Annotated in this window: 31 protein-coding genes; 19 read left to right on the top strand and 12 right to left on the bottom strand. The window is 44.8% G+C overall.

The window, feature by feature from the left end:
* Positions 1-191 precede the first annotated feature (191 nt).
* Positions 192-1,634, bottom strand: a complete 1,443-nt coding sequence (gltX, locus tag IM496_RS08155; protein WP_287661698.1) for a glutamate--tRNA ligase — start codon at positions 1,632-1,634, stop codon at positions 192-194.
* A gap of 296 nt (positions 1,635-1,930) precedes the next feature.
* On the opposite strand from gltX, the gene IM496_RS08150 reads away from it, so the two are divergent.
* On the top strand, positions 1,931-2,218 hold the full coding sequence (locus IM496_RS08150) for a hypothetical protein (RefSeq protein WP_287661697.1): 288 nt from the start codon (positions 1,931-1,933) through the stop codon (positions 2,216-2,218).
* A 147-nt stretch (positions 2,219-2,365) separates the two neighbouring features.
* On the opposite strand, the gene IM496_RS08145 is transcribed toward IM496_RS08150, so the two are convergent.
* Positions 2,366-2,842, bottom strand: a complete 477-nt coding sequence (locus tag IM496_RS08145) for an NAD(P)H-quinone oxidoreductase subunit N (protein ID WP_002747620.1) — start codon at positions 2,840-2,842, stop codon at positions 2,366-2,368.
* Between the two features lie 312 nt (positions 2,843-3,154).
* On the opposite strand from IM496_RS08145, the gene IM496_RS08140 reads away from it, so the two are divergent.
* On the top strand, positions 3,155-4,024 hold the full coding sequence (locus IM496_RS08140) for an ABC transporter permease (protein WP_194016827.1): 870 nt from the start codon (positions 3,155-3,157) through the stop codon (positions 4,022-4,024).
* Between the two features lie 48 nt (positions 4,025-4,072).
* On the opposite strand, the gene phoU is transcribed toward IM496_RS08140, so the two are convergent.
* From phoU to IM496_RS08125, 3 genes are all read right to left on the bottom strand, one after another.
* Positions 4,073-4,741 (bottom strand): phosphate signaling complex protein PhoU, encoded by a 669-nt coding sequence (phoU, locus tag IM496_RS08135; protein ID WP_287661696.1) that lies wholly within the window; start codon positions 4,739-4,741, stop codon positions 4,073-4,075.
* A gap of 237 nt (positions 4,742-4,978) precedes the next feature.
* Positions 4,979-6,280, bottom strand: a complete 1,302-nt coding sequence (locus IM496_RS08130; RefSeq protein WP_194013563.1) for a sensor histidine kinase — start codon at positions 6,278-6,280, stop codon at positions 4,979-4,981.
* 47 nt (positions 6,281-6,327) lie between these two features.
* Complete coding sequence (locus tag IM496_RS08125) at positions 6,328-7,083, bottom strand: response regulator transcription factor (RefSeq protein WP_104397878.1); 756 nt, start codon at positions 7,081-7,083, stop codon at positions 6,328-6,330.
* A 69-nt stretch (positions 7,084-7,152) separates the two neighbouring features.
* Here IM496_RS08125 and IM496_RS08120 point away from each other — a divergent pair, with 69 nt between their 5' ends.
* Positions 7,153-7,908, top strand: coding sequence for a creatininase family protein (locus IM496_RS08120; RefSeq protein ID WP_287661695.1), 756 nt, complete (start codon positions 7,153-7,155; stop codon positions 7,906-7,908).
* A 320-nt stretch (positions 7,909-8,228) separates the two neighbouring features.
* Positions 8,229-8,993 (top strand): hypothetical protein, encoded by a 765-nt coding sequence (locus tag IM496_RS08115; protein WP_194013567.1) that lies wholly within the window; start codon positions 8,229-8,231, stop codon positions 8,991-8,993.
* A gap of 141 nt (positions 8,994-9,134) precedes the next feature.
* On the opposite strand, the gene glcD is transcribed toward IM496_RS08115, so the two are convergent.
* Positions 9,135-10,601, bottom strand: coding sequence for a glycolate oxidase subunit GlcD (gene glcD / locus IM496_RS08110; RefSeq protein ID WP_194013569.1), 1,467 nt, complete (start codon positions 10,599-10,601; stop codon positions 9,135-9,137).
* A 147-nt stretch (positions 10,602-10,748) separates the two neighbouring features.
* Entirely contained in the window at positions 10,749-11,300 is a 552-nt protein-coding gene (locus IM496_RS08105; RefSeq protein ID WP_194013572.1) for a 2'-5' RNA ligase family protein, read from the bottom strand.
* Between the two features lie 160 nt (positions 11,301-11,460).
* On the opposite strand from IM496_RS08105, the gene IM496_RS08100 reads away from it, so the two are divergent.
* From IM496_RS08100 to rpmE, 11 genes are all read left to right on the top strand, one after another.
* Positions 11,461-11,727 (top strand): YciI family protein, encoded by a 267-nt coding sequence (locus IM496_RS08100; RefSeq protein ID WP_002736524.1) that lies wholly within the window; start codon positions 11,461-11,463, stop codon positions 11,725-11,727.
* Positions 11,728-12,030: 303 nt separating this feature from the next.
* The gene (gene infA / locus IM496_RS08095) at positions 12,031-12,261 is read left to right on the top strand and encodes a translation initiation factor IF-1 (RefSeq protein WP_002737109.1); all 231 of its coding nucleotides are present in this window, start codon (positions 12,031-12,033) and stop codon (positions 12,259-12,261) included.
* Between the two features lie 127 nt (positions 12,262-12,388).
* Positions 12,389-12,502 (top strand): 50S ribosomal protein L36, encoded by a 114-nt coding sequence (rpmJ, locus tag IM496_RS08090; protein ID WP_012593611.1) that lies wholly within the window; start codon positions 12,389-12,391, stop codon positions 12,500-12,502.
* Between the two features lie 93 nt (positions 12,503-12,595).
* Entirely contained in the window at positions 12,596-12,979 is a 384-nt protein-coding gene (rpsM, locus tag IM496_RS08085; RefSeq protein ID WP_002735415.1) for a 30S ribosomal protein S13, read from the top strand.
* 39 nt (positions 12,980-13,018) lie between these two features.
* Positions 13,019-13,411 carry a 30S ribosomal protein S11 gene (rpsK, locus tag IM496_RS08080; RefSeq protein WP_002735413.1) on the top strand — a complete coding sequence of 131 codons (393 nt, stop codon included), beginning with the start codon at positions 13,019-13,021 and terminating at the stop codon, positions 13,409-13,411.
* A gap of 193 nt (positions 13,412-13,604) precedes the next feature.
* The gene (locus tag IM496_RS08075) at positions 13,605-14,546 is read left to right on the top strand and encodes a DNA-directed RNA polymerase subunit alpha (RefSeq protein WP_002737965.1); all 942 of its coding nucleotides are present in this window, start codon (positions 13,605-13,607) and stop codon (positions 14,544-14,546) included.
* Between the two features lie 21 nt (positions 14,547-14,567).
* Positions 14,568-14,918, top strand: a complete 351-nt coding sequence (gene rplQ, locus IM496_RS08070) for a 50S ribosomal protein L17 (protein ID WP_002736334.1) — start codon at positions 14,568-14,570, stop codon at positions 14,916-14,918.
* Positions 14,919-14,920: 2 nt separating this feature from the next.
* Positions 14,921-15,736 carry a tRNA pseudouridine(38-40) synthase TruA gene (truA, locus tag IM496_RS08065; protein ID WP_287661694.1) on the top strand — a complete coding sequence of 272 codons (816 nt, stop codon included), beginning with the start codon at positions 14,921-14,923 and terminating at the stop codon, positions 15,734-15,736.
* A gap of 132 nt (positions 15,737-15,868) precedes the next feature.
* Positions 15,869-16,324 (top strand): 50S ribosomal protein L13, encoded by a 456-nt coding sequence (gene rplM / locus IM496_RS08060; protein WP_002780818.1) that lies wholly within the window; start codon positions 15,869-15,871, stop codon positions 16,322-16,324.
* A gap of 4 nt (positions 16,325-16,328) precedes the next feature.
* Complete coding sequence (gene rpsI, locus IM496_RS08055; protein ID WP_002737094.1) at positions 16,329-16,742, top strand: 30S ribosomal protein S9; 414 nt, start codon at positions 16,329-16,331, stop codon at positions 16,740-16,742.
* A gap of 19 nt (positions 16,743-16,761) precedes the next feature.
* Positions 16,762-16,995, top strand: coding sequence for a 50S ribosomal protein L31 (rpmE, locus tag IM496_RS08050; protein ID WP_002760058.1), 234 nt, complete (start codon positions 16,762-16,764; stop codon positions 16,993-16,995).
* Positions 16,996-17,305: 310 nt separating this feature from the next.
* On the opposite strand, the gene IM496_RS08045 is transcribed toward rpmE, so the two are convergent.
* Entirely contained in the window at positions 17,306-18,247 is a 942-nt protein-coding gene (locus IM496_RS08045) for a hypothetical protein (protein ID WP_287661693.1), read from the bottom strand.
* 90 nt (positions 18,248-18,337) lie between these two features.
* Between IM496_RS08045 and IM496_RS08040 the strand changes: the two genes are divergently transcribed.
* Positions 18,338-19,159, top strand: coding sequence for a sulfotransferase family protein (locus IM496_RS08040; protein WP_194013574.1), 822 nt, complete (start codon positions 18,338-18,340; stop codon positions 19,157-19,159).
* Between the two features lie 96 nt (positions 19,160-19,255).
* Here IM496_RS08040 and IM496_RS08035 read toward each other — a convergent pair whose 3' ends face one another.
* The gene (locus tag IM496_RS08035; RefSeq protein WP_002735656.1) at positions 19,256-19,456 is read right to left on the bottom strand and encodes a hypothetical protein; all 201 of its coding nucleotides are present in this window, start codon (positions 19,454-19,456) and stop codon (positions 19,256-19,258) included.
* Between the two features lie 402 nt (positions 19,457-19,858).
* Here IM496_RS08035 and IM496_RS08030 point away from each other — a divergent pair, with 402 nt between their 5' ends.
* Positions 19,859-20,812 carry an ABC transporter ATP-binding protein gene (locus tag IM496_RS08030; protein WP_194013576.1) on the top strand — a complete coding sequence of 318 codons (954 nt, stop codon included), beginning with the start codon at positions 19,859-19,861 and terminating at the stop codon, positions 20,810-20,812.
* 363 nt (positions 20,813-21,175) lie between these two features.
* Here IM496_RS08030 and IM496_RS08025 read toward each other — a convergent pair whose 3' ends face one another.
* Entirely contained in the window at positions 21,176-21,928 is a 753-nt protein-coding gene (locus IM496_RS08025; protein WP_287661692.1) for a tetratricopeptide repeat protein, read from the bottom strand.
* 44 nt (positions 21,929-21,972) lie between these two features.
* On the opposite strand from IM496_RS08025, the gene nblB reads away from it, so the two are divergent.
* Together nblB and IM496_RS08015 are read left to right on the top strand one after the other, a co-directional pair.
* A complete protein-coding gene (gene nblB / locus IM496_RS08020) occupies positions 21,973-22,638 on the top strand; it encodes a phycobilisome degradation protein NblB (protein ID WP_287661691.1) in 666 nt (221 codons plus the stop codon).
* 73 nt (positions 22,639-22,711) lie between these two features.
* Positions 22,712-23,803 (top strand): tetratricopeptide repeat protein, encoded by a 1,092-nt coding sequence (locus IM496_RS08015; RefSeq protein ID WP_194013582.1) that lies wholly within the window; start codon positions 22,712-22,714, stop codon positions 23,801-23,803.
* 337 nt (positions 23,804-24,140) lie between these two features.
* Here IM496_RS08015 and IM496_RS08010 read toward each other — a convergent pair whose 3' ends face one another.
* The gene (locus IM496_RS08010; RefSeq protein ID WP_194013584.1) at positions 24,141-24,614 is read right to left on the bottom strand and encodes a DUF29 domain-containing protein; all 474 of its coding nucleotides are present in this window, start codon (positions 24,612-24,614) and stop codon (positions 24,141-24,143) included.
* Between the two features lie 100 nt (positions 24,615-24,714).
* A complete protein-coding gene (locus tag IM496_RS08005; RefSeq protein ID WP_185238535.1) occupies positions 24,715-25,701 on the bottom strand; it encodes an RNA polymerase sigma factor, RpoD/SigA family in 987 nt (328 codons plus the stop codon).
* Positions 25,702-26,347: the final 646 nt, after the last annotated feature.

Genomic DNA, 26,347 nt, shown 5'->3' with positions numbered 1-26,347 from the left:
ATCCCCTCAGTCTCTCTAGCAGAAAGTTTGACCCACCTCCGGGTTTTTAACTTTAATACTGGTCAATCGATCACGAGCAGGGTATGCAGGGCGACACGGATTCCCATTATACTAGAAAGTATATAGCAATCTTAGGGCATTTGTCAACCCTAATATACAAGAAATTTTCTGATAACTGATAGCCAATCAATTTAACTATTTACTGCTTGTTGAAGACGGGATATATCCCAACCTTTTTGATTGAGAAGTAGCCAAGACTGCATTAAATCCGGACCGTGTAACTCCCCCATCAAAGCGGCACGCAGAGACTTCATTACTAGACCTTTTTTAACCCGATGGGTTTTAGTTATTGTCTCCACAATACCCTTAGCAACTTCTCCAGTCAAATCGGGAGTAATAGCGGCGAGAATATCCTTGATAATATCCTTAACTCCCTCTAATTGTAATTGACTTAAAGCCTCCTGATTATAATTAGCCAGAGGGGTTAAAAGTAGGCGACTTTCAGCGACAGCATCGCTTAAACGAGTTAAACTCGGACCGATGAGAGTAGCCAAACCGATCAACCAAGCTCGATCGGTTTCAGCATCAAAATTATACCCTGCTTCTTGCCAGTAAGGGAGAAGTAAAGGCACTAATTCCTCACCGGTTAAACGATGGAGATATTGACTATTAATCCAATCCAATTTAGTCCAGTCAAATTTTGCCCCCGCTTTATTTACCCGTTCTAAACTAAACACTTCAGCGGCCGCTTTAAGGGTAAAAATTTCTTCAGTGGAATCGGGAGGAGTCCAACCGAGGAGAGTCATGTAATTAACCAAAGCTTGCGGCAGAAAACCCAGTTTTCGGAAATCATCGATCGAAGTGACTCCATCCCGTTTAGATAACTTGCGACCCTCCTGATTTAAGATTAAAGGACTGTGGGCAAACTCCGGCACTTTTGCCCCCAAAGCTTCGTATAAAAGAATTTGTTTAGCCGTATTAGCAATGTGATCTTCCCCACGAATAACATGGGTAATTGCCATATCGATATCATCAACAACTACCGCTAAATTATAGAGAGGCTGACCGAATTTTTCTTCCGCATTTTCTGGGGTACGAGCGATCACCATATCGCCACCTAAATCACTACCTTTCCAGATAACTTTTTCCCGGATTAAATCCTGCCAAATAATTTCTCGATCATCGTCAATAATAAAACGAATTACTGCTTTTCTCCCCCCTTGCTCGAATTGAGCTTGTTGTTCGGGGGTGAGATAACGATGACGATTATCGTAACGGGGGGCAAGATTGCGGGCTTTTTGTTCTTCCCGCATTTTTTCCAATTCTTCCGGGGTACAATAACAACGATAGGCTAAACCTCGGTCGAGCAGGGTTTGAATGGCCTGACGATAATAATTAAGACGTTGAGTTTGAAAAAAAGGACCTTCATCCCAATTCAGTCCTAACCATTGTAGGCCCGCTTGAATATTTTCCGTATATTCTGGTCGAGAACGTTCTAAATCTGTATCTTCCACGCGCAAGATAAATTTACCCCGGTGATGATGGGCAAAAAGCCAGTTAAACACGGCTGTGCGCGCTGTTCCAATGTGTAAATTTCCCGTGGGACTGGGGGCAATACGAACTCTTACTGTCACGATCTAACTCCTAGGTTTTTTGCGGCAACGATATCCCATATTATGGCAAATTCACCTAGGTCAACTGGCAAAATTAAGACAGTTTTCAGCCAGGTTTGCCAGCAGCAATTATCAGTTCTTTTGTACCGATTAAGCTGGGAGTGTTAGGCCTGAGTAACCACACTGGGGAATCGAAGAACAATAAAACATCTTGGGGAATGTAAGAATATATAAAAGTATGTGAAGATGTGCGGAATGTCGTTTATAAATTTTGGAGATATCTATTGGTTTTATCTCTGAGTTTGCGATTAATCACAATGTTTGGAACTCTATTATCTTCGATTTTGCTTACCCAGTCTGATTATTTCCATCTGACTCCCACTAATAAGGTGGCAGTGGAGAGAAGAATTGTCGAAAAAAGTTTTGGTTCCGATCCTCAGATTAATCCTAGCGAAATCTCTAGTATTTTGAATCTTCAGCCCCAATGTGGTGCGAATCCTGCTAATTCTCAGATTCAATGCACTTGGAAAGAAGGAAATAGACAGATAAAAGCCTATTGGTCAAAACCTTGGCGCTTTCAGCGCTGGGAATCTAGGGGATTCTAGCTATATCTTGAGGTAATATCAGTTCTCAAAATGAATAGCTACCAAAAGGTGAGGGAGGAACAACAAACTCTCAATAAATGAAGTTTCCCTCTCTGGGGAGAGGGTTTGAGGCAGAGATATTTCAATAACCGTGTTATTTCGATAATTCTAGGCAGCGATTAAAGATTTGCTCAAAGGTTGCCAACGGAAATATCTTTCCCCACCCAATTCGAGGACAAATTTTAACCGAGGTTCCTGTTGACTAAGATTAATTAAGTATTGTTTTTCTTCCGAGGACAAAACAAAACTTTCAATAATCCAAATCACTAAACCTTTAGATTTGGGGGGTAAATTTTCCAATTGATAGGTAGCAATGGGAGGAATAAAATAAACCGGTCCCACGGCTGCTTCCCGACCGATATTTTTTTTACCTAAATGGGGGGGACGGACTCCATGAATGCCGGTAAGATAGGCACTTAAATCGCCCAGACCTCTAGCGGTGATATGCAGGACATTGTAACCGGTAGCCCGTAAACGTCTTTGATAGCGTCCCTCGTAACCCCCTTCTAAGGGTGCGTAAACACCTAAAGCACCGTATTGTTCCAGATCGCGAATAAATGGTTTTCCTGTGGTCAGTAGTGCCATAGCTAGTAAAAAAATCTTTTTCCCTATAATCGCACGTTTTGTTAAGTTGTGCGTCAAGTGAACAGAAAAAGACTTAAGATCAAAGATAGAGAGGGACAATCGCTACTCTCCCAAGGAGGCAATATGTTTCACGATCTCCTTTATCCCAACGGACTGCTTTATATCCTGATTAAACTAACTGTTTTAGCTTTAGCAGTCTTGCTCTGGTTTATGGTCGTTTCGGCCCCAGCTGTCTGAAAAAAACACTGCTCTTGTCTCAGGTTAGCCTTGTCTTCTACAATTAGCGTTCTATGCAATGGCTAAATTTTGTCGATGACTCCTGTTAAATTGCCGATCGATCCTTTTCTGAAACCCAACCTAACCACTAAACTCCTAGGGGTTGGGTTGGTATTGACAATTATTTTTATCCTGATTGCCCTGTTTTCGCCCCTTCTGCAAGCGTTCGGACTGATTCAGGATCCAACCGACATTTTAAGCAATTATCCCCTACAAGCCCCCAGTTTTGCCCATTGGTTCGGGACGAATGTGCGCGGTTATGATGTCTTTTCCCGCACCCTATTCGGGGCCCGGGCGGCCTTGTCCGTGGTATTTTTGGCCACAGGATTATCTTTAGTCATCGGGGTTCCTTTAGGGTTAATTAGCGGTTATTTGGGGGGTAAGATCGATCGCGTTCTCCTCTTTCTCATGGATACCCTCTACACCTTGCCGGGGTTATTATTATCGGTGGCTCTGGCCTTCGTTTTGGGTCGTGGTATCCTCAATGTAGCGATCGCTGTTAGCATTGCCTATATTCCCCAATATTTTCGCGTGGTCAGAAATCAAACCGCCAGCGTTAAAAATGAGTTATTTATCGAAGCGGCGCGAGCGATCGGCGCTAGTCCAGTCCGGATACTATCAAAATATCTTTTCTTTAATGTCGTCCAGAGTGTCCCGGTTCTTTTTACCCTCAACGCGGCGGATGCGATCCTTGTTTTAGGCGGTTTAGGCTTTTTAGGCTTAGGATTACCAGAAGAAGTGCCGGAATGGGGTCATGATCTCAAGGAAGCTTTGGCGGATTTATCTACAGGCATCTGGTGGACCACTTTATTCCCCGGATTAGCAATGACCACGATGGTGGTGGGTTTATCCCTCTTGGGAGAGGGATTAAGTGAAATTTTTAACCCCCTGAGTCGTAAACGCTAAAAGCGCGGGCCAGAGTTCGAGAGAAATCAACTCAAGGCCTCCACACCCTCAGCCTCTCTGTCCAGTAACGATGTAGGATACCCTTTGGGCGATATTGGTGGCGTGATCGGCCATACGTTCCAGATGACGGATTAGTAAAGCCATCAGCAGGATTGGTTCCACCACACCCTTGATATCTCTTTGATGGGCGAGAGTGTGATAGAGATAATCATAGGCTCGATCGACCGTATTATCTAGTTCTTTGACCTTTGGACCGGCTTCTTGATCGAGGTCGGCCAGGGCAACCAGGCTCGTGGCTAACATATACTGAGCATGGTGGGACATAGCCTCGATCTCACTCATACAATCGTGGGGAGTATAGGCGAATAACTTGAGTGCTATTTCGGCTAAATCCTTAGCATAATCGCCGATCCGTTCCAAATCGCGCACTAATTGCATAAAAGCACTTAAAAGCCGCAAATCTTGGGCTACGGGAGCCTGTAGAGTCATGAGAGTGGCACAATCTAACTCGATTTGACGGTAGTAGCGATCAATTTCCTTGTCAAGGAGGGGGATTTTTTTCGCCATTTCCAAATCCCTAGCAAAAAGGGATTGATGGCTAAGACGAAAGGATTCTTCGACCAAGGTTCCCATTCTCAGCACATCCTGCTCCAATCGCTGGAGAGAACGAGCGAAATAGGTGCGATCGGGATGATTGGTTTCTTTGGATAGGCTCACGGTCAGATTCGCTTAACATAAAACTACTCTTTCTCTACAGTCATAACAAGAAAATTTTAGATTTTGTATAGTTGTCTAGAGAACTTGACAGATTTTTTTCTCTAGGGGAAATGGCGGAATGGGGGAATGGGGGGATGGGGAAATGGGGGAATTCAACTAAAACCCTAAAACCCCAACACCCTAAAACCCCAACACCCTAAAACCCCAACACCCTAAAACCCCAACACCTCACACCCATCACCCCACCGCCTTTTTTTGACGGGGGAGAGTGACTTGTAGGCGAGCGCCCCCGGTGTTAGGATCGTTTTGAGCGACGATCGAACCACCGTGGGCTTGAATAATCTCTTTGGCAATCGATAAACCTAAACCAGTACTGTAATCCTTTGTGCCTTGTTTTTGACGGGTGCGGGAAGGATCACCGCGAAAGAGGCGATCAAAAACGTAGGGTAGATCAGCTTCGTTAAATCCTTTGCCGTTGTCGATAACGTCAATTTTCAGCCATTTTTCCCCGATAGTATCGGATATTTCTCGAATTTCTAGGCGAATTTTCCCCTGATCGGGACTATACTTAATGGCATTATCAAAGAGATTCAGGAAAACTTGCAACAGACGAGAACGATCAACTTCTACCGTCCAATCCACCGGAGAGGAATAATCTAAGCTAATCTGTTTTTGGGCGGCTATTGGGGTGACAGTTTGCCAAGCAGCGGTGATTAAGTCCTCTAGATTAATCATCTGGTATTGTAAAGAGCGCCCCGCATCCGCTTGTAATTCACTGATTTCTAGCCAATCGCAGACTAATTGACTCAAACGCTCCACTTCTTTCCCCATTTGTTCTAACCAGCGTCTTTCGGGAGCTTGGAGGCGTTTTTGTAAAGCTTCGGTGAGCAGAGAAATGGAGGTTAAGGGAGTGCGTAACTCGTGAGTTAAGTCAGAGAAAGCTCGCTCGCGATTTTGCGATAATTCCACTAAAGGCTGTCTATTTTCGATAAATACAGCGATTTCACCTTCTGGCAAGGGATAACCGTAACCCTTCAAGGCAATCGATTTAGGAGCAATCACTTGGCGATCGCTAATGGGAGTGACAGGATAATTAGTCGGGTAAAAAGTCCAAGTTTGCACCTGTGGACTCTGTTTTTGGCGAGTTTCTTGAATTAATTGATCTAATTCGTAGGAGCGCACCAATTCTAGCAGCAGACGTACCTGATCTGGCTGCCAGCGATCGAGTTTTAAGAGGGTAATTGCCTGTTGATTACACCAGAGTAGTTGATTATCGGCATCTATATGAAGATAGGCGATCGGCGCTAGTTCTAGCAAGGATTTCTGAATTTCTAAACTCTTTTCTCGCTCTTGCAGACTTTGGGAGAGAAACTGTAATTCTCGACGCACTAGGGAGGTAACGGGAAAAGAGGCCGACAAATCCACCGAATCCGAGAGAGCGCTTAGGTTTCGCTTTAACTCTCCATTTAAGCGTGAGACTTGCCAATAACAAATACTCAAACCTAAAACTACTCCGAAAATAAAAGCGAAAATAGTCATTGTCTGCGCGAGCGGCGATCGCTAATCGGGAAAATATAATCGCTCACCTAGCCAAAACGATAACCGAAACCGCGTACAGTAATCAGGTATTCCGGTTGACTGGGATCGATTTCTAGTTTTTCGCGTAACCAGCGAATGTGAACATCGACGGTTTTGGTGTCTCCTAAAAAATCTGGCCCCCAAATTTGTTCAATTAATTGCTCTCTTGACCAAACTCGGCGCGGATAACTCATAAATAGGTCGAGGAGACGGAATTCTTTAGGAGAAAGGTTAATTTCTTCATCTCGCACTGTCACCCGACATTCTTGGGTATAGAGAAAAACATCGCGGAATTTTCGCACGGGAGCGGCAGCTAGGGAAGTAAATCCTTGACGACGAATCAGAGCGCGACAACGAGCGACTAATTCTCGCATACTAAAGGGTTTAGTCAGATAATCATCGGCACCCACTTCTAAACCCAAAACTCGATCGGTTTCGCTGGCCTTAGCACTTAAGATTAAAATCGGGATAATATTGCCGTGATAGCGCAACAGACGGCAGATATCAAGACCGTTGATTTGGGGTAGCATTAAATCCAAAACGACCAAATCAAACCGAGATTCACCGTGATTACTAGATTCTTGACTTTGCAGTAATTCTAGAGCAGCGCGACCATCACTAACACCGAGAGCCTCGTAACCTTCTTCTTCCAAAGCCAAAATAATCATATCCCGAATCACTTCTTCGTCTTCAACGATTAAAATCCGATGATTGGGAACGAAATCCGTACTCGCCGACAAGGGGGGGGTGTCAAGGGTTAACATAAAAATACTTGATTATTCGTCCTAATTTTATCTCAATTGGTCAACCTGCACTCGGGGGGGTAGAGCCGAATGTTATTACAGTTATCCACCTGGTTAGAGGTGGAATCCTATCTAGAACAATCTCAGGGAATTATTATTCCTATTGGTTCCACGGAACAACACGGGCCGACGGGACTTATTGGTACAGATGCTCTATGTGCTGAGGCGATCGCTAAAGGAGTAGGGACACAGGTACGAGCAATGGTAGCACCCACCTTAAATGTCGGTATGGCCCTACATCACACGGCTTTCCCCGGTACAATTAGTCTTCGTCCTAGCACTTTGATTCAAGTCATCCTCGACTATGTGACTTGTTTAGCTAGAGCCGGTTTTCGTCAATTTTTCTTCATTAATGGTCACGGGGGCAATATTGCCACCCTAAAAGCCGCTTTTTCGGAAACCTATTATCATTTGGATTCCCTCAATTTACGTAACACAAACGAGGTTAAATGTCAAGTGGCCAATTGGTTTATGGTGCGAGAAGTTTATCTTTTAGCCAAAGAATTATATGGAGATCAGGAGGGTTCCCACGCTACACCGAGCGAAGTGGCGTTAACTCAGTATCTTTACCCTGAGAGCCTTAAAAACGCCTTTTTATCCGAAAAAGTGGCTTCTGGTCATGATATTTACGGTGCGGCTAATTTTCGCCAAAACTACCCCGATGGTCGTATGGGTTCCAATCCTGCTTTAGCCACTCCCGAACACGGTCAGAGGTTCTATGAATTAGCGGTGAAAGAATTGAGTAATACTTATCTGGAATGGCTCTCTTGTCCTGTGTCTGAGTGATAGTGACTAAGCCACCGAGATCCGGAATAATTTAACTGTAACCCTAAGTAAGTAGCTGGTTATAATTAAATTAAAAATGGATTTTAGGTTCGATCCCCCCTGCCCCCCTTGATAAGGGGGGTGTCTGACAACTTTTAACGCCTACCTACTTAAGTGGTTTCAATTAAATTGAAGATAGATTTTGTCTTTGATCCCCCCTGCCCCCCTTGATAAGGGGGGTGCCGATCCCCCCTTAATCCCCCTTAATAAGGGGCAGATCTGAACAATTTTTAACCCCCACCCACTTAGAAAGAAAACTTAAATATCCAAGGAGAAAATTGATGACTGCCACCACTGACAATAACTCTAATCAACCTCTGGTTAGTTTGCGGGAAATACAAGAACTTTCCATCGCAATTACCGCCAAAAGCCTCAATCCCGCCATGCTAACAGTTGATTTCCTCAAATATTCGGGAATAGTTCCCCCCGACTGGGAATTAAATGGCCAGCCAGTACTCAATCCTAATTACGCTCAAGTTAATTTTCAAAATGGTATCAGCATCGTCGCCCAACCCCGGAAAATTACCTTTGTGGAGATGATTAACTCTCCCGATAGCCTGAACCTGAAACTGCCGGAAATTGTCGGTTTATATCTAGATAAACTCCCTTTAGCCGAATATCAAGCCCTGAGTATCGCCCCAAAAAATATTGTTCCTCTCCCTAGTAGCCCCGATGCCGCTAAAAAATACATCACCGAAACTCTTCTGGCCCCCGGTCCCTGGCTCAATTTCGGTATAGCCCCTCTACAAGCCGGCATAAATCTACTTTATCAGTTAGAAACCTCTCAGCTATCCGTGGCGATTAACGAGGCAAAATTGCAATTACCCGATGGCCAAACCTTAGCGGCACTATTATTTGCCGGTAACTTTAACTATAATCTGGCCGAGGGCAGCGATCGATTAAATCTGCTCAAACAATCTCTGGGACAATGGCAAAAAGATCTAGAGATTTTCCGAGAATTAATCACTCAACGCTTTCTGGAAAGACAAGTCCAGGTTTTCCCCTCTAATATCAATCTGCCCCTAGGACCCCAAGCTGGACTGTAATCAGTCATCAGTCAATACTTGCCGATGGCGTTGCTGAATCAAGGTATGAATGACAACCTTGCACCTATCCAAAAGTTAGTTTGGGTCTAGGTTTTAAAAATCCCACAAAAGAAGATTCATATCTCAAATCAGCAACGCCACCTAAAACACATCCACCCCCGCAAACCCTTGTATTTTGGCATTAGCGGCTTCCCCACAGGTGCGCGGGGTGGGGAATAATTTCCCCGGGTTAGCTAAACCTTTGGGATTAAAACAGTCCCGCACATAGCCCATAGTTTCTAAGTCAATCTCGTTGAACATAGCGGGCATATAACAATTTTTATCGATGCCGATACCATGTTCGCCCGATAAACTGCCCCCAACCCGCACACAAAGTTTGAGAATTTCACCGCCTAACTCTTCCACTTCTTCCCAGGCCCCCTCTACCCTGTTATCGTAGAGAATCAACGGGTGTAAATTGCCATCCCCGGCGTGGAAAATATTGGCGATTTTATAACCGTATTTTTCACTTAAAGCCTTAATTTCCTGAAGAACAGACACCAATTGAGTGCGCGGAATCACCCCATCTTGGACAAAATAATTAGGGCTAATTTTCCCCGCCGCCGCAAAAGCCGCTTTTCTGCCCTTCCAGAGTTTAAATCGGGTTTCGGCATCATTAGCCGTGGTGATATTTCTCGCCCCATTTTGACGGCAAATCTCGGCAACCCGATGTTTATTCCTGGCTACTTCTACCCCTAAACCATCCAATTCCACTAATAAAACCGACTCGGCATCCCGGGGATAACAGCCGGTAGCCACCACGTCTTCCACGGCGTTGATACTGAGATTATCCATAATCTCCATCCCCGCCGGAATCACTCCCGATTTAATAATATCCGCCACCGCTTGGCCCGCCGCCTCGATACTGGTAAAATCAGCCAGTAAAACACAGATAGACTCGGGAGTTTTCAGAATTCTTAAGGTGATTTCCGTGGCAATGCCTAAAGTTCCCTCGGAACCCACAAATAAACCGGTTAAGTCGTAGCCCGGTTGTTCTGGTACTGCCCCCCCCACATCGATAATTGAACCATCGGGAAGGACGATTTTTAAGCCCATAACGTGATTGGTAGTGACACCGTATTTTAAACAGTGAACCCCGCCGGAATTTTCCGCCACATTACCGCCGATCGAGCAGATAATTTGACTAGAGGGATCTGGTGCGTAATAAAATCCCGCCCCGCTTACCGCTTGTGTCACCCAATTATTAATCACCCCGGGCTGCACCACCACCCTTTGATTATCTAAATCAACCCTGAGAATCTGATTCATCCGCACCGTAACGATGAGAATCCCCTCTTCTAAGGGTAACGCCCCTCCCGATAAGCCCGTTCCTGCACCCCTCGCTACCCAGGCAATCTCGTTATCGTGACAGAGTTTCACCACCGCCGCAATTTCTGCGGTGCTGCGGGGCAGCACCACAAGAGCCGGTCTTTGTCTGTATCCTGTAATACCATCGCACTCGTAGGTTAATAATTCATCTTTGCGACGGATGACACCATCTTTACCGAGGATCGCTTCTAGCTGTTTGATCAGATTGGGGGAGATTTTCGGGGGATTTTTGAGTAACATAGGTTTCAGGGCGGCGGAGTCGCAGTAAAATGGCTCTATAGGTTAAAATATCGCAAAAAAGCCTGAAATGAAGCTTTAAAAACTGCTCTCTCCTATTTTAGCACTATAACCCCTTCCTCTGTAGATAGAAACCCCCAAGGGTCTGGATTATAGAGAAAATTGCCGATAAATTTCCCAGTGCTTGCCGTTATGAATTAGGAGGGTAATTTCATCGATTATCACCTCAAAAAATAGCTCTTGATCAGCATATTTTGACCAAGCTTTCCAGAAATTATCTTTAGTTAAATCTCGGAAGCCAACGGTTAAATGGGGCGAAAAAGCTCGGCTTTTTGAGGCATTATCGCTGATATTCAAGGAAGATTCTAGCTGCTGTAAAAGCCGTTTTTGTAGGGTTAATAATTCTGGGGTTTTCTGGACATTAATATAAATGACTCGCGGTTTAAAGGCGGCAAAATTCTGGAGAATTAGGGGAATAGGAGCGTGCAAGCCAGCAAATTCCTCTAAACATCTTTCTAAATCCGGTAATTGTTCTAAATTCCACCGGAAAGGGGGTTGGAGAGTGACGTGGGGAGGCGATTTCAGGGCGGCGCGACTATTGTAAATTTCTGCAAACTCTACCTTGATTTTTGTGGCAATTTCCTGTACTTCTGGCGGCGGCAAAAGTGCGATAAAAAATAGAGATCCTTGGGGTTGATTCATGGAAGCAAGCAAAGCTACAGAAATGAAGCTGTCACCTCGATTCTAGCAGTCTTCAACAACTCTAGCTAATTGTATAGCTCTGTTACATTGCACCCTCGACGGTCAAGATTAATCGGTATAATTATATGATTGTTAATCAGTCTTAGCCTCCTGAGAATTTATGCCCTGGTTTGTCAAGATAGAAAAAGGCATTGTTGATAAAACTACCTTTGATCGCTATGTCAGCGCCCATAAGGACTATGTGCGTGATTTAATTAGCCAAGGACGAGCAGCAAAAACTGGTTATTGGGCAGAAAGGGGCGGCGGAATGTTATTATTTAAGGCCGATTCTCTTGAGGAAGCCCAAGCAATTATAGTTCGCGATCCTTTAATCGAGAATGGTTGTGTGGAATATGAACTACATGAATGGCGAATTGTCGTAGAATAATCCAGCTTTTCAGGGAACAGTGAACAGTAATCAGTCATCAGTGAAAAGACAGCAATGTTAAAATGTTTATTGTCTAAATCTTACTACTCAATACTGCCTAGTAGTGGGGAGATGGGGGTGGAGAGTGGAGTCAGGAGATGGGAGAGGGAAGATGGGGAGCTTTTTTGCTGTGAACTGAAAACTCGCATCTGATAACTGATCACTGATCACTGATAAGCTATACTGGGGGAACTGTGGTGACAGCACGCTTGCTGCTGCCGAATCATTAAATAAATTGTCTCCAGTGAAATTGAGGAATTAACTTTGTCTAAACAAGATCTCATCGAAATGGAAGGAACCGTCACCGAATCTTTGCCCAACGCCATGTTTAGGGTGGATTTAGATAACGGTTTCAACGTCTTAGCTCACATATCCGGCAAAATCCGCCGTAATTATATCAAAATCCTCCCCGGCGATCGAGTCAAAGTGGAACTCACCCCCTACGACCTAACCAAAGGAAGAATTACCTATCGCCTGAAAAATCAAAAAAAATAGGGACAAATGGGGGCAGAGAAGCCAAAAAGTCTAATAAGCGGCCAAATTTATTTTAAAAAAATAGGTGACACGAGTAAAAGAAATCTGATATAATAATAAGCTTGCAGTGTTGCCAGAATAGTTAGGCATGAAAGTTAGAGCGTCTGTCAAAAAAATGTGCGAAAAGTGCCGCGTCATCCGTCGGCGCGGTCGAGTCATGGTAATTTGTTCTAACCCCAAACACAAGCAGAGACAAGGTTAAACCACCAAAGTCACTGTCTTGGGGCAGAGAATCGTTACCGTTAATTGTAGTCGTTTTTGGAAAAAAAATCGTTCATAGGGAGAAAAAAAAAGCGTGGCAAGGATAGCTGGTGTAGACCTACCTCGCGATAAGCGTGTGGAAATCGCCCTGACCTACCTCTACGGAGTGGGTCTATCGCGTTCCCAAGAAGTCTTATCTGCGACGGGTGTTAACCCTGACACTCGGGTCAAGGATCTCAGCGATGAAGACGTGGCGGCGCTACGGACTTATATCGAGACAAATTATCAAATCGAGGGGGATTTGAGACGCTGGGAGGCGATGAACATCAAACGCCTCGCCGATATCGGCACCTATCGAGGTCGTCGGCATCGGCTAGGATTACCCGTGCGCGGGCAACGGACGCGAACCAATGCGCGGACCCGTCGCGGTCGTCGGGTGACAGTGGCAGGGAAGAAAAAAGCCCCCTCCAAGAAATAATTTTTTATTCATTGCGATATCCCCCAATCAAGAAAAACTATGGCGCGACCAACCAAAAAAACCGGACCGAAAAAACAGAAGAAAAATATTCCTACCGGAGTCGCTCACATTCAATCGACCTTCAACAATACCATTGTCACGATCGCCGATACCAAAGGCGATGTGATCTCTTGGGCATCGGCGGGATCGAGTGGTTTTAAAGGAGCCAAAAAAGGAACCCCCTTCGCCGCCCAAACCGCCGCCGATAACGCTGCCCGCCGAGCGATCGAACAGGGAATGCGTCAATTAGAAGTGATGGTTAGTGGCCCTGGGGCAGGACGGGAAACCGCAATCCGGGCCCTGCAAGGAGCAGGATTAGAAATCACCCTGATCCGGGACGTGACTCCCATCCCCCACAATGGTTGTCGTCCTCCCAAACGCCGGAGAGTGTAAACAGTGAACAGCTTTTTCAGGTGACAGGGATCTTGAGGCCAGCAGCCGTTAGCTTTGAGCGCATCAGCCGCAGAATCCGGTCGTCAAAGACCATCTGCTCAAAAAGCCGAACGCCGAACGCTAAACGCTGAAAGCCAAAGAAAACTCATAACTGATAACTGATAACTGAAAACTGAACAAGGGAGGTCAATCGGTGGCGCAATTTCAAATCGAGTGTGTAGAAGCAAAAACTTACAAGAATCAGAGTCAGTACAGTAAATTCGTACTAGAACCTCTGGAAAGAGGCCAGGGTACGACCGTAGGTAATGCCCTGAGACGGATTCTCATTTCCAATCTGGAAGGAGCGGCCGTGACGGCCCTGCGGATCGCGGGAGTCAATCACGAATTTGCCACCGTCGAGGGGGTACGCGAGGACGTGATGGAACTCATGCTCAACATGAAAGAAATCATCCTCAAAAGCTACACCAATCAAACCCAGATCGGGCGTTTAGTGGCAACTGGACCGGCGACAGTAGTGGCGGCACAATTCGATTTACCCTCAGAAATCGAGATAGTTGATCGCAATCAGTACGTCGCCACCCTAGCCGAAGGGGCCAAGCTAGAGATGGAATTTCGCGTGGAAAAAGGCAAAGGCTACCGGGCAATTGATCGCAGTAAAGAAGAAGCCACTTCGCTAGATTTTCTGCAAATCGACTCTATCTTTATGCCCGTAACCAAAGTCAACTACAGCGTCGAAGATATCCGTTCCGAAAGCGGTCAAGCTAGAGATCGTCTGCTCTTAGAAATTTGGACAAACGGGAGCATTAACCCCAAAGAAGCCCTTTCCCAAGCGGCCGATATGCTAGTTAATCTCTTTAACCCGCTCAAGGATCTCAACGCCCTCGAATCCTCCGGTAACTTTGACGACCAAGAGATCAACCAAGAAAACCAAATTCCGATCGAGGAACTACAATTATCCGTGCGCGCCTACAATTGCCTGAAGCGAGCGCAGATCAACACCGTAGCCGACCTCCTCGATTACAGCCAAGAAGATCTCTTAGAAATCAAAAACTTTGGGCAGAAATCGGCGGAAGAAGTCATTGAAGCCCTACAAAAACGGTTAGGCATCACCCTACCCCAAGAAAAAAGCAAGTAAACCCAATTCCAGGAAAATACCATGAGACATCGGTGTAAAGTGCCTCAATTGGGTCTACCAGCTGACCAAAGAAAGGCACTGCTGCGCAGCTTGGCCACCCAGCTAATTCGCCATGGTCAGATCACCACCACCCTAGCGAAAGCGAAAGCGGTGCGAGCAGAGGTAGACCACATTATCACCCTAGCTAAAGACGGTTCTCTGAGCGCCCGTCGCCAAGCCATGGGCTACATCTACGACAAACAACTGGTTCACGCCCTTTTTGAAGGCGCCCAGACCCGTTATGGCAGTCGTAACGGCGGTTATACCAGGGTGGTGCGTACCCTGCGCCGTCGCGGGGATAATGCCCCCATGGCGATTATCGAACTGATGTAACGATGACAGCTTGCCCCCAGTCGCGGATCGCCCTAATTATCCAGTATGTGGGAACTAATTTCCACGGCTGGCAACGGCAACCCCATCACAGGAGCGTGCAGGAGGAAATCGAGAAGGCTCTGGCCGATATTCTCGGTCATGCCGTCACTCTGCACGGGGCCGGACGTACCGATAGCGGTGTTCACGCCGCCGCCCAAGTTGCCCATTTCCAGCAGCAGAGTCCGATCCCACCCTCCCATTGGTCCAAGGTTCTCAATGCTCGGCTAGATGACGATATCGTCATTCGGGCGTCGGCTCAAGTTCCCGATCGCTGGCACGCCCGTTTCTCGGCCCTCTGGCGACGTTATCGTTACACCCTCTATACCGACCCCATCCCCAATCTCTTTGTTACCCCCTTTAGTTGGCACTACTACCATCGTCCCCTCGATGCCGATTTGATGGCCAGGGCCCTGGCTCCCCTATTGGGTAAGCACCATCTGGCCGCCTTTCACCGTGCCAACTCTAGTCGTGACCATTCCTGGGTAGAAGTACAGGGGGTGGAATGCTACCGTCAAGGGCCGTTTATACAGATGGAAATTCAAGCCAATGGCTTTTTGTACGGGATGGTGCGGTTATTGGTGGGAATGTTGGTGGAGGTGGGAACTGGTGAGCGATCGCTAGAAAACTTTACCGACATCTGGGTCAATCAGCGCCGAGAATTGGTCAAATACGCCGCACCAGCTAAAGGACTATGTTTACTGCGGGTGGGTTACGCCGATTTTCCCTTTGCCGATAGCGTCTGGTGCGAGACTCAGCCTCTTTATTATTTCCGAGCATAGGGGATAGGGGAATAGGGAGATAGGGAAATAGGGAAATAGGGGAATTCCAACTAAAACCCTAAAACCCTAACCCCCCAACACCCAGGTGGGCAATAAAAAAAATTAATTTTTGTAAACCAAGGCAAACTCACCATGAACAAAACACCTCTACCAAATTTAGAGACTCTAGAGCAGAAATGGTACGTCATTGATGCGGCCGATCAGCGTCTAGGTCGTCTGGCCACCGAAATCGCAATGATTCTACGGGGCAAAAATAAAGCCACCTTCACCCCCCATCTGGATACGGGGGATTTTGTCATTGTTATTAACGCCGAAAAAGTGACGGTGACGGGCAAAAAACGTCAACAGAAAGTTTATCGCCGCGACTCCGGCAGACCGGGTGGTATGAAGGTAGAAACCTTCGATAAACTGCAAAAACGCATTCCCGAACGGATTATCGAACACGCTGTTAAGGGAATGCTCCCGAAAAATAGCTTAGGTCGGAAATTGTTCACGAAACTGAAAGTTTATGCCGGTGCGGAACATCCCCATCAGGCACAACAACCGGAAGTTTTAGCAATTAATACGATTCCCGCAGGAGGAAATTAAGTCAATGCAAGCCACGGACAGTAAAAATAAGGTAGTTTATTGGGGAACGGGACGACGCAAATCGGCGGTCGCTTCCGTGCGTCTGGTGCCGGGGACGGGGGCAATTACCGTTAACGGTCGCGATGGAGAAACCCATTTTAACCGCATTCCCACCTATATCCAGACGATCAAGGCTCCTCTGGAGACTTTGGGACTGGAAAACGAGTATGATATCATCGTTAAGGCCGAGGGCGGTGGTTTGACCGGCCAAGCGGACGCAGTGAAATTGGGTGTCGCTAGAGCTTTATGTCAATTAGCACCAGAAAATCGTCCTCCCCTCAAGAGTGAAGGTTATCTGACTCGGGATCCCCGGGCGAAGGAACGGAAAAAATACGGTCTTCACAAAGCGCGTAAAGCGCCTCAATACTCGAAACGTTAGGTTAATAGAGAGGTTTATTATGCCGAAAAAAATTCATCCTACTTGGTATCCGGAAGCCAAGGTGATCTGTAATGGTGAACTGGTGATGACGGTGGGTTCGACAAAACCAGAAATTCATGTGGAGGTTTGGTCGGGTAATCATCCTTTTTATACGGGAACCCAGAAGATGATCGATACCGAGGGTCGGGTCGATCGCTTCTTGCGTAAGTACAAAATGGGTGATAAGTCAAGCAAAAAGGCCGATCAGAAATAATTCTTTACTTTTGCCTTTTTGACCTGGTGGGGAGATTTTCCCGCCGGGTTTTTTGCTATCTTTAGGCTAGTAGAGTCATTATCGCTCTTCGGGAACTTTCGGAAATCCCTGACCGAATCCAGATTCTGAAACCCTTGCTTGACAAGTGATCGCTAACTTTTTTTCTAATAAAAACTCAAATTTCTGGTTTCTGTTAGTTAGCGATAGCTTGAAGGCTTACCCCATAAGAGAGCTAGAGTTTAGAGACTTGAAGACTTTTCCCAGAGTCCTGAAAGAGCGCTCACCTCAAATCTAGAGAACTAAGGCTCTCTTAGTACCATAATTCCGGAATCAGGTCATAATAACCAGCTTGGGGCGGTGGGTAAACACCCGCTTCGATTTTTTCGATAATAGTCGGCCAAGCTTGCCTAAAAGCGGCAGAGCGCTCGTTGGGGTGCAGAGTCCAACCCTTGGCATTGGTGAGAGTGGCGCGATAATAGTTGCTTTGTTCTAGGGAGCGAGAAACCATAATTTCCCAAGAGTCGAGTTTTCCTTTGCCGGTCAAAATATTGCCCCAAGCTTTTAAACCATCGGGTAAGTGATCGAGAAAGGTATTTTTATAAGAGCGCCAGAGGGGGGTCATCGGTAAAAGGCGATCGTAGCGACGACAATTAAGTAGATAGGCACGGCTGCCAAAAAATTTAAATTGATAGAATCCATCGGGATTTTTTGTGTAAGGATGCTGAGAATAAATCGTACCATCAGGCCGCGGTGGACCGGACAAAGGACGCACAAACATCATTTCTGGATGGGTTTCCATTAACTCGATCCCTTCGCGGATCCAACTGTAATCTGGTTCTTGGTAGAGCATCATGTCACTGTCATAATGAACCATATAGTCGCTGCGACATGACTCGATTTTGAAGATCGAGCCAAAAATCGGATAACCTTTGTAGTTATGGGTGGAACGGAGGGGACTGCCGAAATGCTTTTGATAGATACGCTGACGATAGCTGGGATCGTAGTTAAAATCCACTAGGCGATCAATTATGCCATGTTCAACTAATTTTTCACCACAGGCTCTTAATTCCTCCATTGTACCCAGTCCGGGGCGATTAACCTTTTCCCCGCTTAAAGGGGCCGTATCAATAGCGAGTACCTTTTCCTGGAAGGGAAACTGACTCATTTTGACTAGATGAGGGATAGTATTCATCATAAACCAGACATCGGTTCGCGCCGTAAAAAACCAGAGCGAACAACTTGGCAATCCCATTTTGTATAAACCTCACTTTTGTTTGGGTCTTAAATGGGATACATTATAGGGGAATCTTAGCGACAAGTTGACACAATTCTTTATTAACCTATGACTATAGCCCTCGATCGCCTACCCCAATCTTGGCAGGGTTTAACCCATCGTTTAACTTATAAGTATTTTCAGGTACGCATTGATACACCCAAAGACCCCTATAAAATCCTCTTTCGTCCCCAACCCTATCAGGTTTTATTTATCCTTAGCCATATGCGATCGGGTTCGTCTTTATTGACCCATATCCTCAATTCTAATCCCGAAATTATCGGTTTTGGCGAAACTCATCTGGTTTATGAGAGTGAACAGGATTTTAAAACTTTAATGTTTAAACTCTACTGGCGTTTGAAAGATTTAAACATGAATCATAAATATATTTTAGATAAAGTTCTTCACGATCAGAAGTTTTTAGATCATAGTTTTTTACAATCTGATCCAGTTAAAACCATATTTTTACTACGAGAACCGCGGCGCACTTTAGCTAGTATTTTAGATATTAAACCCCATCAAAATGAGCAGCACGCCCTGGGTTATTATACTGGTCGTTTAGCCACCTTAGAAAGTTATGCTCGATTAATTAACAGCAAAGAAAAGAGTTTATTTATCACCCACGATCAAGTATTAAACCAAAGTCAATTGGTCTTTAATAGTTTACAGAGTCATCTCGATACTAAAACGGGATTTTCTGAAGAATATCGAGTTTTAAACACTACTGGCAGCCGTGGTATAGGAGATTCTTCCGAGAATATCAAAGCGGGTAAAATTATTAAACAAGCCAGAAAATTAGATATAGAAATTTCCGACGATGTTTTAACCCAAGCGCAAAAAGCCTACGATCAATGCTACGAAACCCTTAGCCATTATTGTCATTGTATCTAAGCTGAATTGGGGATTAGCAATAGCTTTGATTCTCTCCTCGGAGTCCAAAGAAACCCACCCTAATTCAACTCTAAGTTGATCATTTAAAAGGTCTGATTAGCCTTCAATATTAGCAATTGTAAAGCCCATCTGACACTCGTAGAGATTGGGCTGTTGGCTGCCTCCTTTGCCTAAGGAGTGACCACAGCCTAGTTTACCCTCTCGCCACCGGGGTTGCCCCTGCTGGTTGGCTAAAAGACAGCCTTGACATACAGAACCCGTATCGAGAATGTGTTCGTCGGTTAAAATCACTAACATGACGCTCACCCCCATTGATCTCCGATTATTCTTGTCTCCATTGTAGGATGTTTTTTCTGAGATGTAGTGCCGCGCTATACAGTCGGATGCTTTTTGGCTTTTTTTCGCCTGGACTCTTTTTATACAAGGTGTTTACCGATCAATTATTAATGGTCAGAAGATGAGGCGGCTCTCCTAGGTTCTGTGTGAGGATGTTATAATATCAATACATAATAGGAGGTGGGTTATCTGGATAAATTTTGAGCAACTCCTCGATTGACTAAATGTAACAGTGGTCAATTATCAAAAAATTGAGAAGATATTAAGACTTAAACAATTTGACAACAACCAGCGGAAGTCATGGGAGATAAACCCTGTATTCGTGGTTAGCGAGTCACCCTCAGAACCTAACTAAAAAACTTTATGAACCCACCCGAATTAGCCATTGCTACCGTTGGTTTAACCAAACAATTCGACCGCCATGGGGCTGTTAATCAAGTAGATTTACAGATTGAAGCGGGGGAAGTTTACGGGTTAATCGGTCCAAATGGAGCGGGAAAAACCACTTTAATTAGGATGTTAGCGGCAGCAGAAGAACCAACAACGGGAGAAATATATCTGCACGGAGAACGTCTTTTAAGAGATGAGAGTAATCCCCGTCTGAAAAGAAATTTAGGTTATCTACCCGATAATTTTCCTCTCTACGATGACTTAAATGTCTGGAATTATCTGGATTATTTTGCCCGTCTTTATCATATCCCTCGCTCCCAACGTCATCGCCGCATTTATGAGGTTCTAGAACTGGTACAATTAACCAATAAAAGCCATAATTTGATCGCTACTTTGTCCCGGGGAATGAAACAACGTTTAAGTTTAGCCCGAACCATTATCCATGAACCTTTAATTTTACTTCTCGATGAACCGGTTTCTGGATTAGACCCGATCGCTCGCCTACAATTTCGTGAGATTATTAAAGTCTTACAATCGGCAGGTATGACTATTTTAATTTCCTCCCATGTCCTTAGTGATTTAGCCGAACTTTGTAGTTCTGTGGGCATCATGGAATTAGGTTATCTAGTGGAAAGTACCTCTTTAGAGGAATTAAATCAACGTCTAGCCAGTCAATACTTGCAGATTACGACTCTAGGCAATTTAGAAGCCTTAGAAACCGCTCTTAAACAATGTGTTTTTGTGGAAAGTTGGCAAAAAATTATTAATACTAATACTCTCCGGGTTAAATTTACGGGAACCCTAGAAGATAGTGCCGAATTGTTGAAATCTTTAGTCGTTTCTGGTCTGACTTTAAGCGAGTTTTATACTTGCAGCGAAGATTTAGAAACTATTTTCCTAAAACTGGGACATCGACAGGCATCTTAAGGGGAAATAATAATTTTAAATCTAACTAGGGTTTGCTGAATAATAGTAAAACCCTTTTAAAATAAGGCTTTTGACCTGCTAAAATCCGATGTTCATGCTGCGAAAATAGGATTAAGACCTTCAAAAACCGGCGTTGCTGAATCAAGGTATGAATGCCAACTGTGCATCAGATGAAAAAGTTAGTTTGGCTCTAGGTTTTAAAAATACCAGAAAAGAAGATTCATATCTCAAATCAGCAACGCCCAAAAACCTTGCATTACCCTTATTTGAGTACACAAACTGGTACAAAAAAAAGAGGACAACAAAGCCTGAAACGACCGGCTACTGACTCCTAACCCCACCAACAAACTTTTTCAGCAAACCCTAACTAAATAGTAACTTTTCGACTAATTTAATTTGCTCCTGACTAAAACCCGCTTCCTTCAGGTGTGCCAGAAACCATTTTTCTCGATAACGACCGTCTAAATCCCTAGCCTTTCTATAGGTATCCTGCGCTTTTTTACTATCACCTTGATCTAAATAAATCATTGCCAAAGCCACAAGAGGATGGGGATTATTCGGCTCTAGTTTAACTGCTTTTTTAGCGTTATTAATAGCTGAATCAAAATCTTTTAGGCGATGATAGGCAAGGGATAAATTATAGTAGGCGATTTCATTATCGGGTTTTAAATTAGCGGCTTTAGTATGAGTGCCTACGGCTTTTTCAAGATGACCCGCCACTAGATAAACAATACCCAAAGCATTATAAGCCGCCACATGATCGGGAGCAATTTTAATCGTTTCTTCGAGGGTTGTTTGTGCCGCTAAAGGTTGTTTAGCTAGGTGTTGTGTCCATCCTAAAATTACTCTCCCGTCTAGATGATTGGGGTTTAACTGTAGCGATTTTTTTAAAGCCTCAATACTTTTGATAAAATCTCCCTGTTGACGATACTGTAATCCCAATTGACGATAACGATTAGCGGCCTTAATCTCCGATGCGGAAATAATCGGACTGGGAGAAGGAGAAACGATTATCTTAGCCGTCGGTTCTTTTTTAATAGGAGAGGGGGGACTACAGCCCCAAAAAACCGGGGAACTAAACATGATCAAAATAGTCAGGAGTCGATAACTATTCATGGGACAATTAATACCAGTCCAATTGTTAAGGGTGTCATCAAATTATGAATTATTCCCCTGAATCCGTGCAACGGCTGCTCGATTCCAATGATTATGGCGATCGCTTATCAGGAGTTAATCAACTGCGTTATTTAGCCTCAGAAATCGCCTTCGAGATGTTACAGCCTTTAATTAACGATAGTAACGCTAGGGTGCGTTATTCGGCGGTAAGTCAGCTAGATGTCCTCGGTGGTCAGAATCTTGATCTGGCCTTAACTATTTTACGTGATCGTTTGTTAAATGATCCCGAAGCAGACGTGAAAGCGGCCGCGGCCGATGCGATCGGGGGGTTAAAATTAACGGCAGCCTACGATGATCTGGTGGCCGTCTATCAACAATCCTCCGACTGGTTAATTCAATTTAGCATTGTGGCGGCCTTGGGCGAATTGGGGGAACCCCGGGGCTTTGAACTGCTCGAAATCGCCCTAAACTCCGATAATGAATTGGTAAAAACGGCCGCCGTTAGCGCTTTTGGGGAACTAGGCGACCCTCGCGCCGTCTCTTTACTCGTTCCCTTGGCTAATGATGATGACTGGCAACTGCGCTATCGTCTCGCTCAAGCTTTAGGCCGCTTAGGGGGGGAAGATGCGATCGCTGTTTTGACCCAGTTAACCGGCGACAAAAGCGCCCAAGTCGCCCAAGAGGCCCGCAATAATCTCGTACAAGGGTGATGCAAAATAGTTGATTTTTGTCAATACCATTTACAATAAACTTTAATTAAGAATCGTTAACAAAGGTAAAGCGATGAAACAATTTACCCGTTTAATCTTGCTCGTCGGTCTTCTCGCGGGGGGCTGTTTCTCTGCCTCAATTGCGATCGCTGATAATCCGGCGGGGGCAATCGTGAGCAAGGATTCACAGGTTAACGAACTACTGCGTCAAGCGCGGCAATTGGTCAAAAATGGCAATTATGGGGAAGCTATAGCCGTTTACGAGCGGGCTGCCGCCCTTGATGGCAATAATGCCAAAATTTTCTCTGGGATTGGCTTTTTACAAACGCGGCAAGGGGATTATAACGCCGCCGCCCAAGCATACCAAAAAGCTTTAAGTCTCGATCCGAGTAATCCCGACTTTTTCCATGCTCTCGGTTATAGTTTGGCTAATATCGGTGATTATGACAATGCAGCCACCGCTTACTACTACGCTATCCAAATAGAACCGAAAAACGTCCAACACTACCTCGGTTTAGGGGTGGTGTTATTACGCCAAAAAAACTATGCTAAAGCGGGCGAAGTTTACCAATGGGTTTTAGCTCTCGACCCCAATAATCAGCAAGCTCACGAAATCATGGGCAAAGCTTTGATAGAACAGAATAAAAGCAGCGAAGCCCTCGATTTTCTCCAAAAATCCCTGCAAAGATTCCCTAACAATAGTGAATTAAGATTGCAACTGGCCAGCCTTTTGCTCAAACAGGGCGATTTAAATGGCGGAACCCAGATTTTAAAAGAAATAGAACGACAAAATGCAGGAAATTTTTTAATTCAGCTAAAAATAGGGATTTTACTCGAAAAACAAGAGCGTTTTGACGAAGCTCTCCCCTTTTATCGTCGGGCTGTTTTCCTGCAGCCCCAATCTTTGGAAGCACAAGCGGGAATCGGTCGCATCCATCTGGCCAGAAAAGATTATCTTGCAGCAATTATCGCCTATCAAGATTTGGCCGAAATCGCCCCCAATAACGCCGATGTCTATCTTAATCTCGGTCGGGCCTACGCGGGCCGAGGACGAAAAAGAGAGGCGGAGGAAGCTTTTAAGCAAGCGCGAGCGGTTTATGTGCTGAAAAATAATCAATCCGGCCTCCAGGAAGTGGATGCCCTGCTGAAGAAGTTGGTTGAGTAAAACCAGATCAGTTATCAGTTATCAGTTACCAGTTATCAGTTATCAGTTATCATACTAAATCCAGTTATTAAAAACTGATTATCTATTCCCTCTTTTGCCTTTTGCCTCTTGCATGAGTGCCTGTCCTCATAAGTATCCTATACTCAACGGATTTAGTATCGGTTATCAGATTTGAGTTTTCAGTTCACTGATGACTGTTTAGCGATTTAAGAAGTGATTTAGATATAGCGTTGTCTGCTGAGGTACAAAAGTTATGGGTTTTAGGCAAGAGGCAAAAGGCAAAAGGGAAGAAAAATAGATGTACCTCACTAGCTTAGGAAACGCTATAGTCAATAGTTTATTCCCAATCGATCGGCAGCCATTGATGATCTAAAACCTGTTCGAGATTAAAAATTATCTGACTAGGTAAACCGCCGGGGGATAAACCCATTTTTTTCCGGACGGTCTCTAAAGTTGTATGGTAGGATGGCTCAAAAACCTCCCGAAGATAGGGCTTTAAACTAGGACTATCCTTCAGTAAATCTTGGATTTCTGCCCGAAAATTATTGATTTCTCCATGACCATGATTACCATTCCGGTCTCTTTCCAATTGCCAGTAAGTTAATTTGAGTAAATGTTCTAGGAGACGAGTTAAAAGACTTTTGAGCGCGTGTCTTTCACTTCTCCCCATCGATTCAATCTCCTCAATTAAATTGTCTAAATCCACCTCGGCAAACTGGCCTTTTTTTAATTGTTCTGCCGTGGTTTTTAGCCAGAGATAAAAATCTTCTTCGTATAGTGTTGGGGTCGCTGTTTCTGTTGATCTAGTCATGACGGAACTGCCACAGGTGAAAACTAATCGGGATTCTATATTAATTAAACCCAAAAAAAAGAGAGCTTGAACTCTCCTTCTTGGTTATTTGCTAATCTTACTAACTAGCGACAATATATTCCTTGACGTTGGCCCGGCGACGGCGCAAATGGGCCAGGGCCTGGTGTTCTAATTGTCGGACTCGTTCCCGGCTGATGTTCATTCTCTGACCGATTTTGGCTAAGGATAACTCTTTACCATCGGTTAAACCAAACCGGAGAGTAATTACTTCCCGTTGTTGGGGAGTTAATTCGGCCAGGAGATTGGCTAAGTCTTGCCGTAATAACTCTTGGGTGATGAAGGTATCGGGAGAAACTCCGCTATCTTCTAATAATTCCGACAATTCCGTATCTTGGTTATCGCCGACGCGCACATCAAGGGAGATGGGTTGACGAGCCATACTGAGATATTCGCGGATTTGAGCGGGTTCTAGCTCTAATTCCAGGGCAATCTCGGCGGGAGTGGCACTTCTGCCCAGTTTTTGGGCGAGTTCGCGCTGGGTTCTTTTGATTTTGTTCAGTTTTTCGGTGATATGGATCGGTAAACGAATGGTGCGGGCTTGTTGAGCGATCGCACGAGTAATCGCTTGCCGAATCCACCAGTAAGCATAGGTAGAAAATTTATAACCTTTGGTGGGATCAAATTTCTCTACACCTCTTTCTAATCCCAGACTACCCTCTTGAATTAGATCCAGGAATTCCATATTCCGCTTTTGATATTTCTTGGCGATCGCAACTACCAAGCGGAGGTTAGCTTCAATCATTTTCCGTTTAGCTCGATCGCCAGTTTTCAAGGCGCGATCCAGTTCATTTTCGCTTAAATTCACCGAATCCGCCCACTCCAAGCGCTGTGGTTCCCGTCCTAATTGTTTCGATAGTCCTTCTTTCGCTTCTAACAGGCTCATCATCCGTTGGACTTGTTTGCCGTAAATAATTTCTTGTTCGTGAGTTAGGAGGGGAACCCGCCCAATTTCGTGCAGATAGGTACGCACCATATCGGCATTGAGGGTGGGCTGTGGTTGAGTTTGGTTGGTTTTTGCTGTGGGCATTGGTTTGGTGGTGACTCCTTGACACAGAAAAAGTCTGTTACTATTCCGACTCGCGGGTGAGTCTGGCTTATCTGAAGTCGGTATGAGTTTGATTCGGAATTTTTTTGATTGTATCCTGTGCTTTTAGACGCAGACAACCCCCTAAAGGTTCATAGTTAATTCATTCTTTGGTATGATGTTAGGTTTATCCTTTTTCCCCCAACATCTAGAACAAAAGTATTATAGACTAGAACTATCAACTACAATCGCTTGTTTTTGGGTCGCTTTTTCCTGAATCATCGGCAGTGCCGCTTATACTTTTAGGTAAGATTACAAGACAAAAAGGTGGTTTTCCCGATTAGCCTTCAACAATCCGGCTGACTTCCGACCCTTCCACCCTCAGCTTTGAGAGGAAGACTGACAGCCGAGAACCGACTTCTATATATATAATGACCGATCAACACCAGCAAAGTGAGATGTAATCATTGCGGATTTCCGAACTATTTTCTGTAGTATTTGCTACAAAATTTTAATCTCTTCGGGTCTAATTCCCCGCCGCTCGCGGCGTATAATAAGTAGTCGTGCAAAATTAATTTCCTAGTAAAGATAGGCACTCATGCAAGAGGCAAAAGGCAAGAGGGGGTTAGATATGTGTAATTAATTTTGC

It is taken from the genome of Microcystis sp. M049S2 (genome assembly GCF_020245625.1).
GTDB classification, from domain to species: domain Bacteria; phylum Cyanobacteriota; class Cyanobacteriia; order Cyanobacteriales; family Microcystaceae; genus Microcystis; species Microcystis ichthyoblabe_A.
Note: the sequence above shows the minus strand (reverse complement) of the source record. Positions and strands in the feature narration are given on the sequence as shown.

Coding starts and splice junctions, on each gene's coding strand:
- IM496_RS08150 (WP_287661697.1), top strand. CDS start 1,931: ATGTTTGGAACTCTATTATCTTCGATTTTGCTTACCCAGTCTGATTAT.
- IM496_RS08145 (WP_002747620.1), bottom strand. CDS start 2,842: ATGGCACTACTGACCACAGGAAAACCATTTATTCGCGATCTGGAACAA.
- IM496_RS08140 (WP_194016827.1), top strand. CDS start 3,155: ATGACTCCTGTTAAATTGCCGATCGATCCTTTTCTGAAACCCAACCTA.
- IM496_RS08130 (WP_194013563.1), bottom strand. CDS start 6,280: ATGACTATTTTCGCTTTTATTTTCGGAGTAGTTTTAGGTTTGAGTATT.
- IM496_RS08125 (WP_104397878.1), bottom strand. CDS start 7,083: ATGTTAACCCTTGACACCCCCCCCTTGTCGGCGAGTACGGATTTCGTT.
- IM496_RS08120 (WP_287661695.1), top strand. CDS start 7,153: ATGTTATTACAGTTATCCACCTGGTTAGAGGTGGAATCCTATCTAGAA.
- IM496_RS08115 (WP_194013567.1), top strand. CDS start 8,229: ATGACTGCCACCACTGACAATAACTCTAATCAACCTCTGGTTAGTTTG.
- glcD (WP_194013569.1), bottom strand. CDS start 10,601: ATGTTACTCAAAAATCCCCCGAAAATCTCCCCCAATCTGATCAAACAG.
- IM496_RS08105 (WP_194013572.1), bottom strand. CDS start 11,300: ATGAATCAACCCCAAGGATCTCTATTTTTTATCGCACTTTTGCCGCCG.
- IM496_RS08100 (WP_002736524.1), top strand. CDS start 11,461: ATGCCCTGGTTTGTCAAGATAGAAAAAGGCATTGTTGATAAAACTACC.
- rpmJ (WP_012593611.1), top strand. CDS start 12,389: ATGAAAGTTAGAGCGTCTGTCAAAAAAATGTGCGAAAAGTGCCGCGTC.
- rpsK (WP_002735413.1), top strand. CDS start 13,019: ATGGCGCGACCAACCAAAAAAACCGGACCGAAAAAACAGAAGAAAAAT.
- rplQ (WP_002736334.1), top strand. CDS start 14,568: ATGAGACATCGGTGTAAAGTGCCTCAATTGGGTCTACCAGCTGACCAA.
- truA (WP_287661694.1), top strand. CDS start 14,921: ATGACAGCTTGCCCCCAGTCGCGGATCGCCCTAATTATCCAGTATGTG.
- rplM (WP_002780818.1), top strand. CDS start 15,869: ATGAACAAAACACCTCTACCAAATTTAGAGACTCTAGAGCAGAAATGG.
- rpsI (WP_002737094.1), top strand. CDS start 16,329: ATGCAAGCCACGGACAGTAAAAATAAGGTAGTTTATTGGGGAACGGGA.
- rpmE (WP_002760058.1), top strand. CDS start 16,762: ATGCCGAAAAAAATTCATCCTACTTGGTATCCGGAAGCCAAGGTGATC.
- IM496_RS08045 (WP_287661693.1), bottom strand. CDS start 18,247: ATGGGATTGCCAAGTTGTTCGCTCTGGTTTTTTACGGCGCGAACCGAT.
- IM496_RS08040 (WP_194013574.1), top strand. CDS start 18,338: ATGACTATAGCCCTCGATCGCCTACCCCAATCTTGGCAGGGTTTAACC.
- IM496_RS08035 (WP_002735656.1), bottom strand. CDS start 19,456: ATGTTAGTGATTTTAACCGACGAACACATTCTCGATACGGGTTCTGTA.
- IM496_RS08030 (WP_194013576.1), top strand. CDS start 19,859: ATGAACCCACCCGAATTAGCCATTGCTACCGTTGGTTTAACCAAACAA.
- IM496_RS08025 (WP_287661692.1), bottom strand. CDS start 21,928: ATGAATAGTTATCGACTCCTGACTATTTTGATCATGTTTAGTTCCCCG.
- nblB (WP_287661691.1), top strand. CDS start 21,973: ATGAATTATTCCCCTGAATCCGTGCAACGGCTGCTCGATTCCAATGAT.
- IM496_RS08015 (WP_194013582.1), top strand. CDS start 22,712: ATGAAACAATTTACCCGTTTAATCTTGCTCGTCGGTCTTCTCGCGGGG.
- IM496_RS08010 (WP_194013584.1), bottom strand. CDS start 24,614: ATGACTAGATCAACAGAAACAGCGACCCCAACACTATACGAAGAAGAT.
- IM496_RS08005 (WP_185238535.1), bottom strand. CDS start 25,701: ATGCCCACAGCAAAAACCAACCAAACTCAACCACAGCCCACCCTCAAT.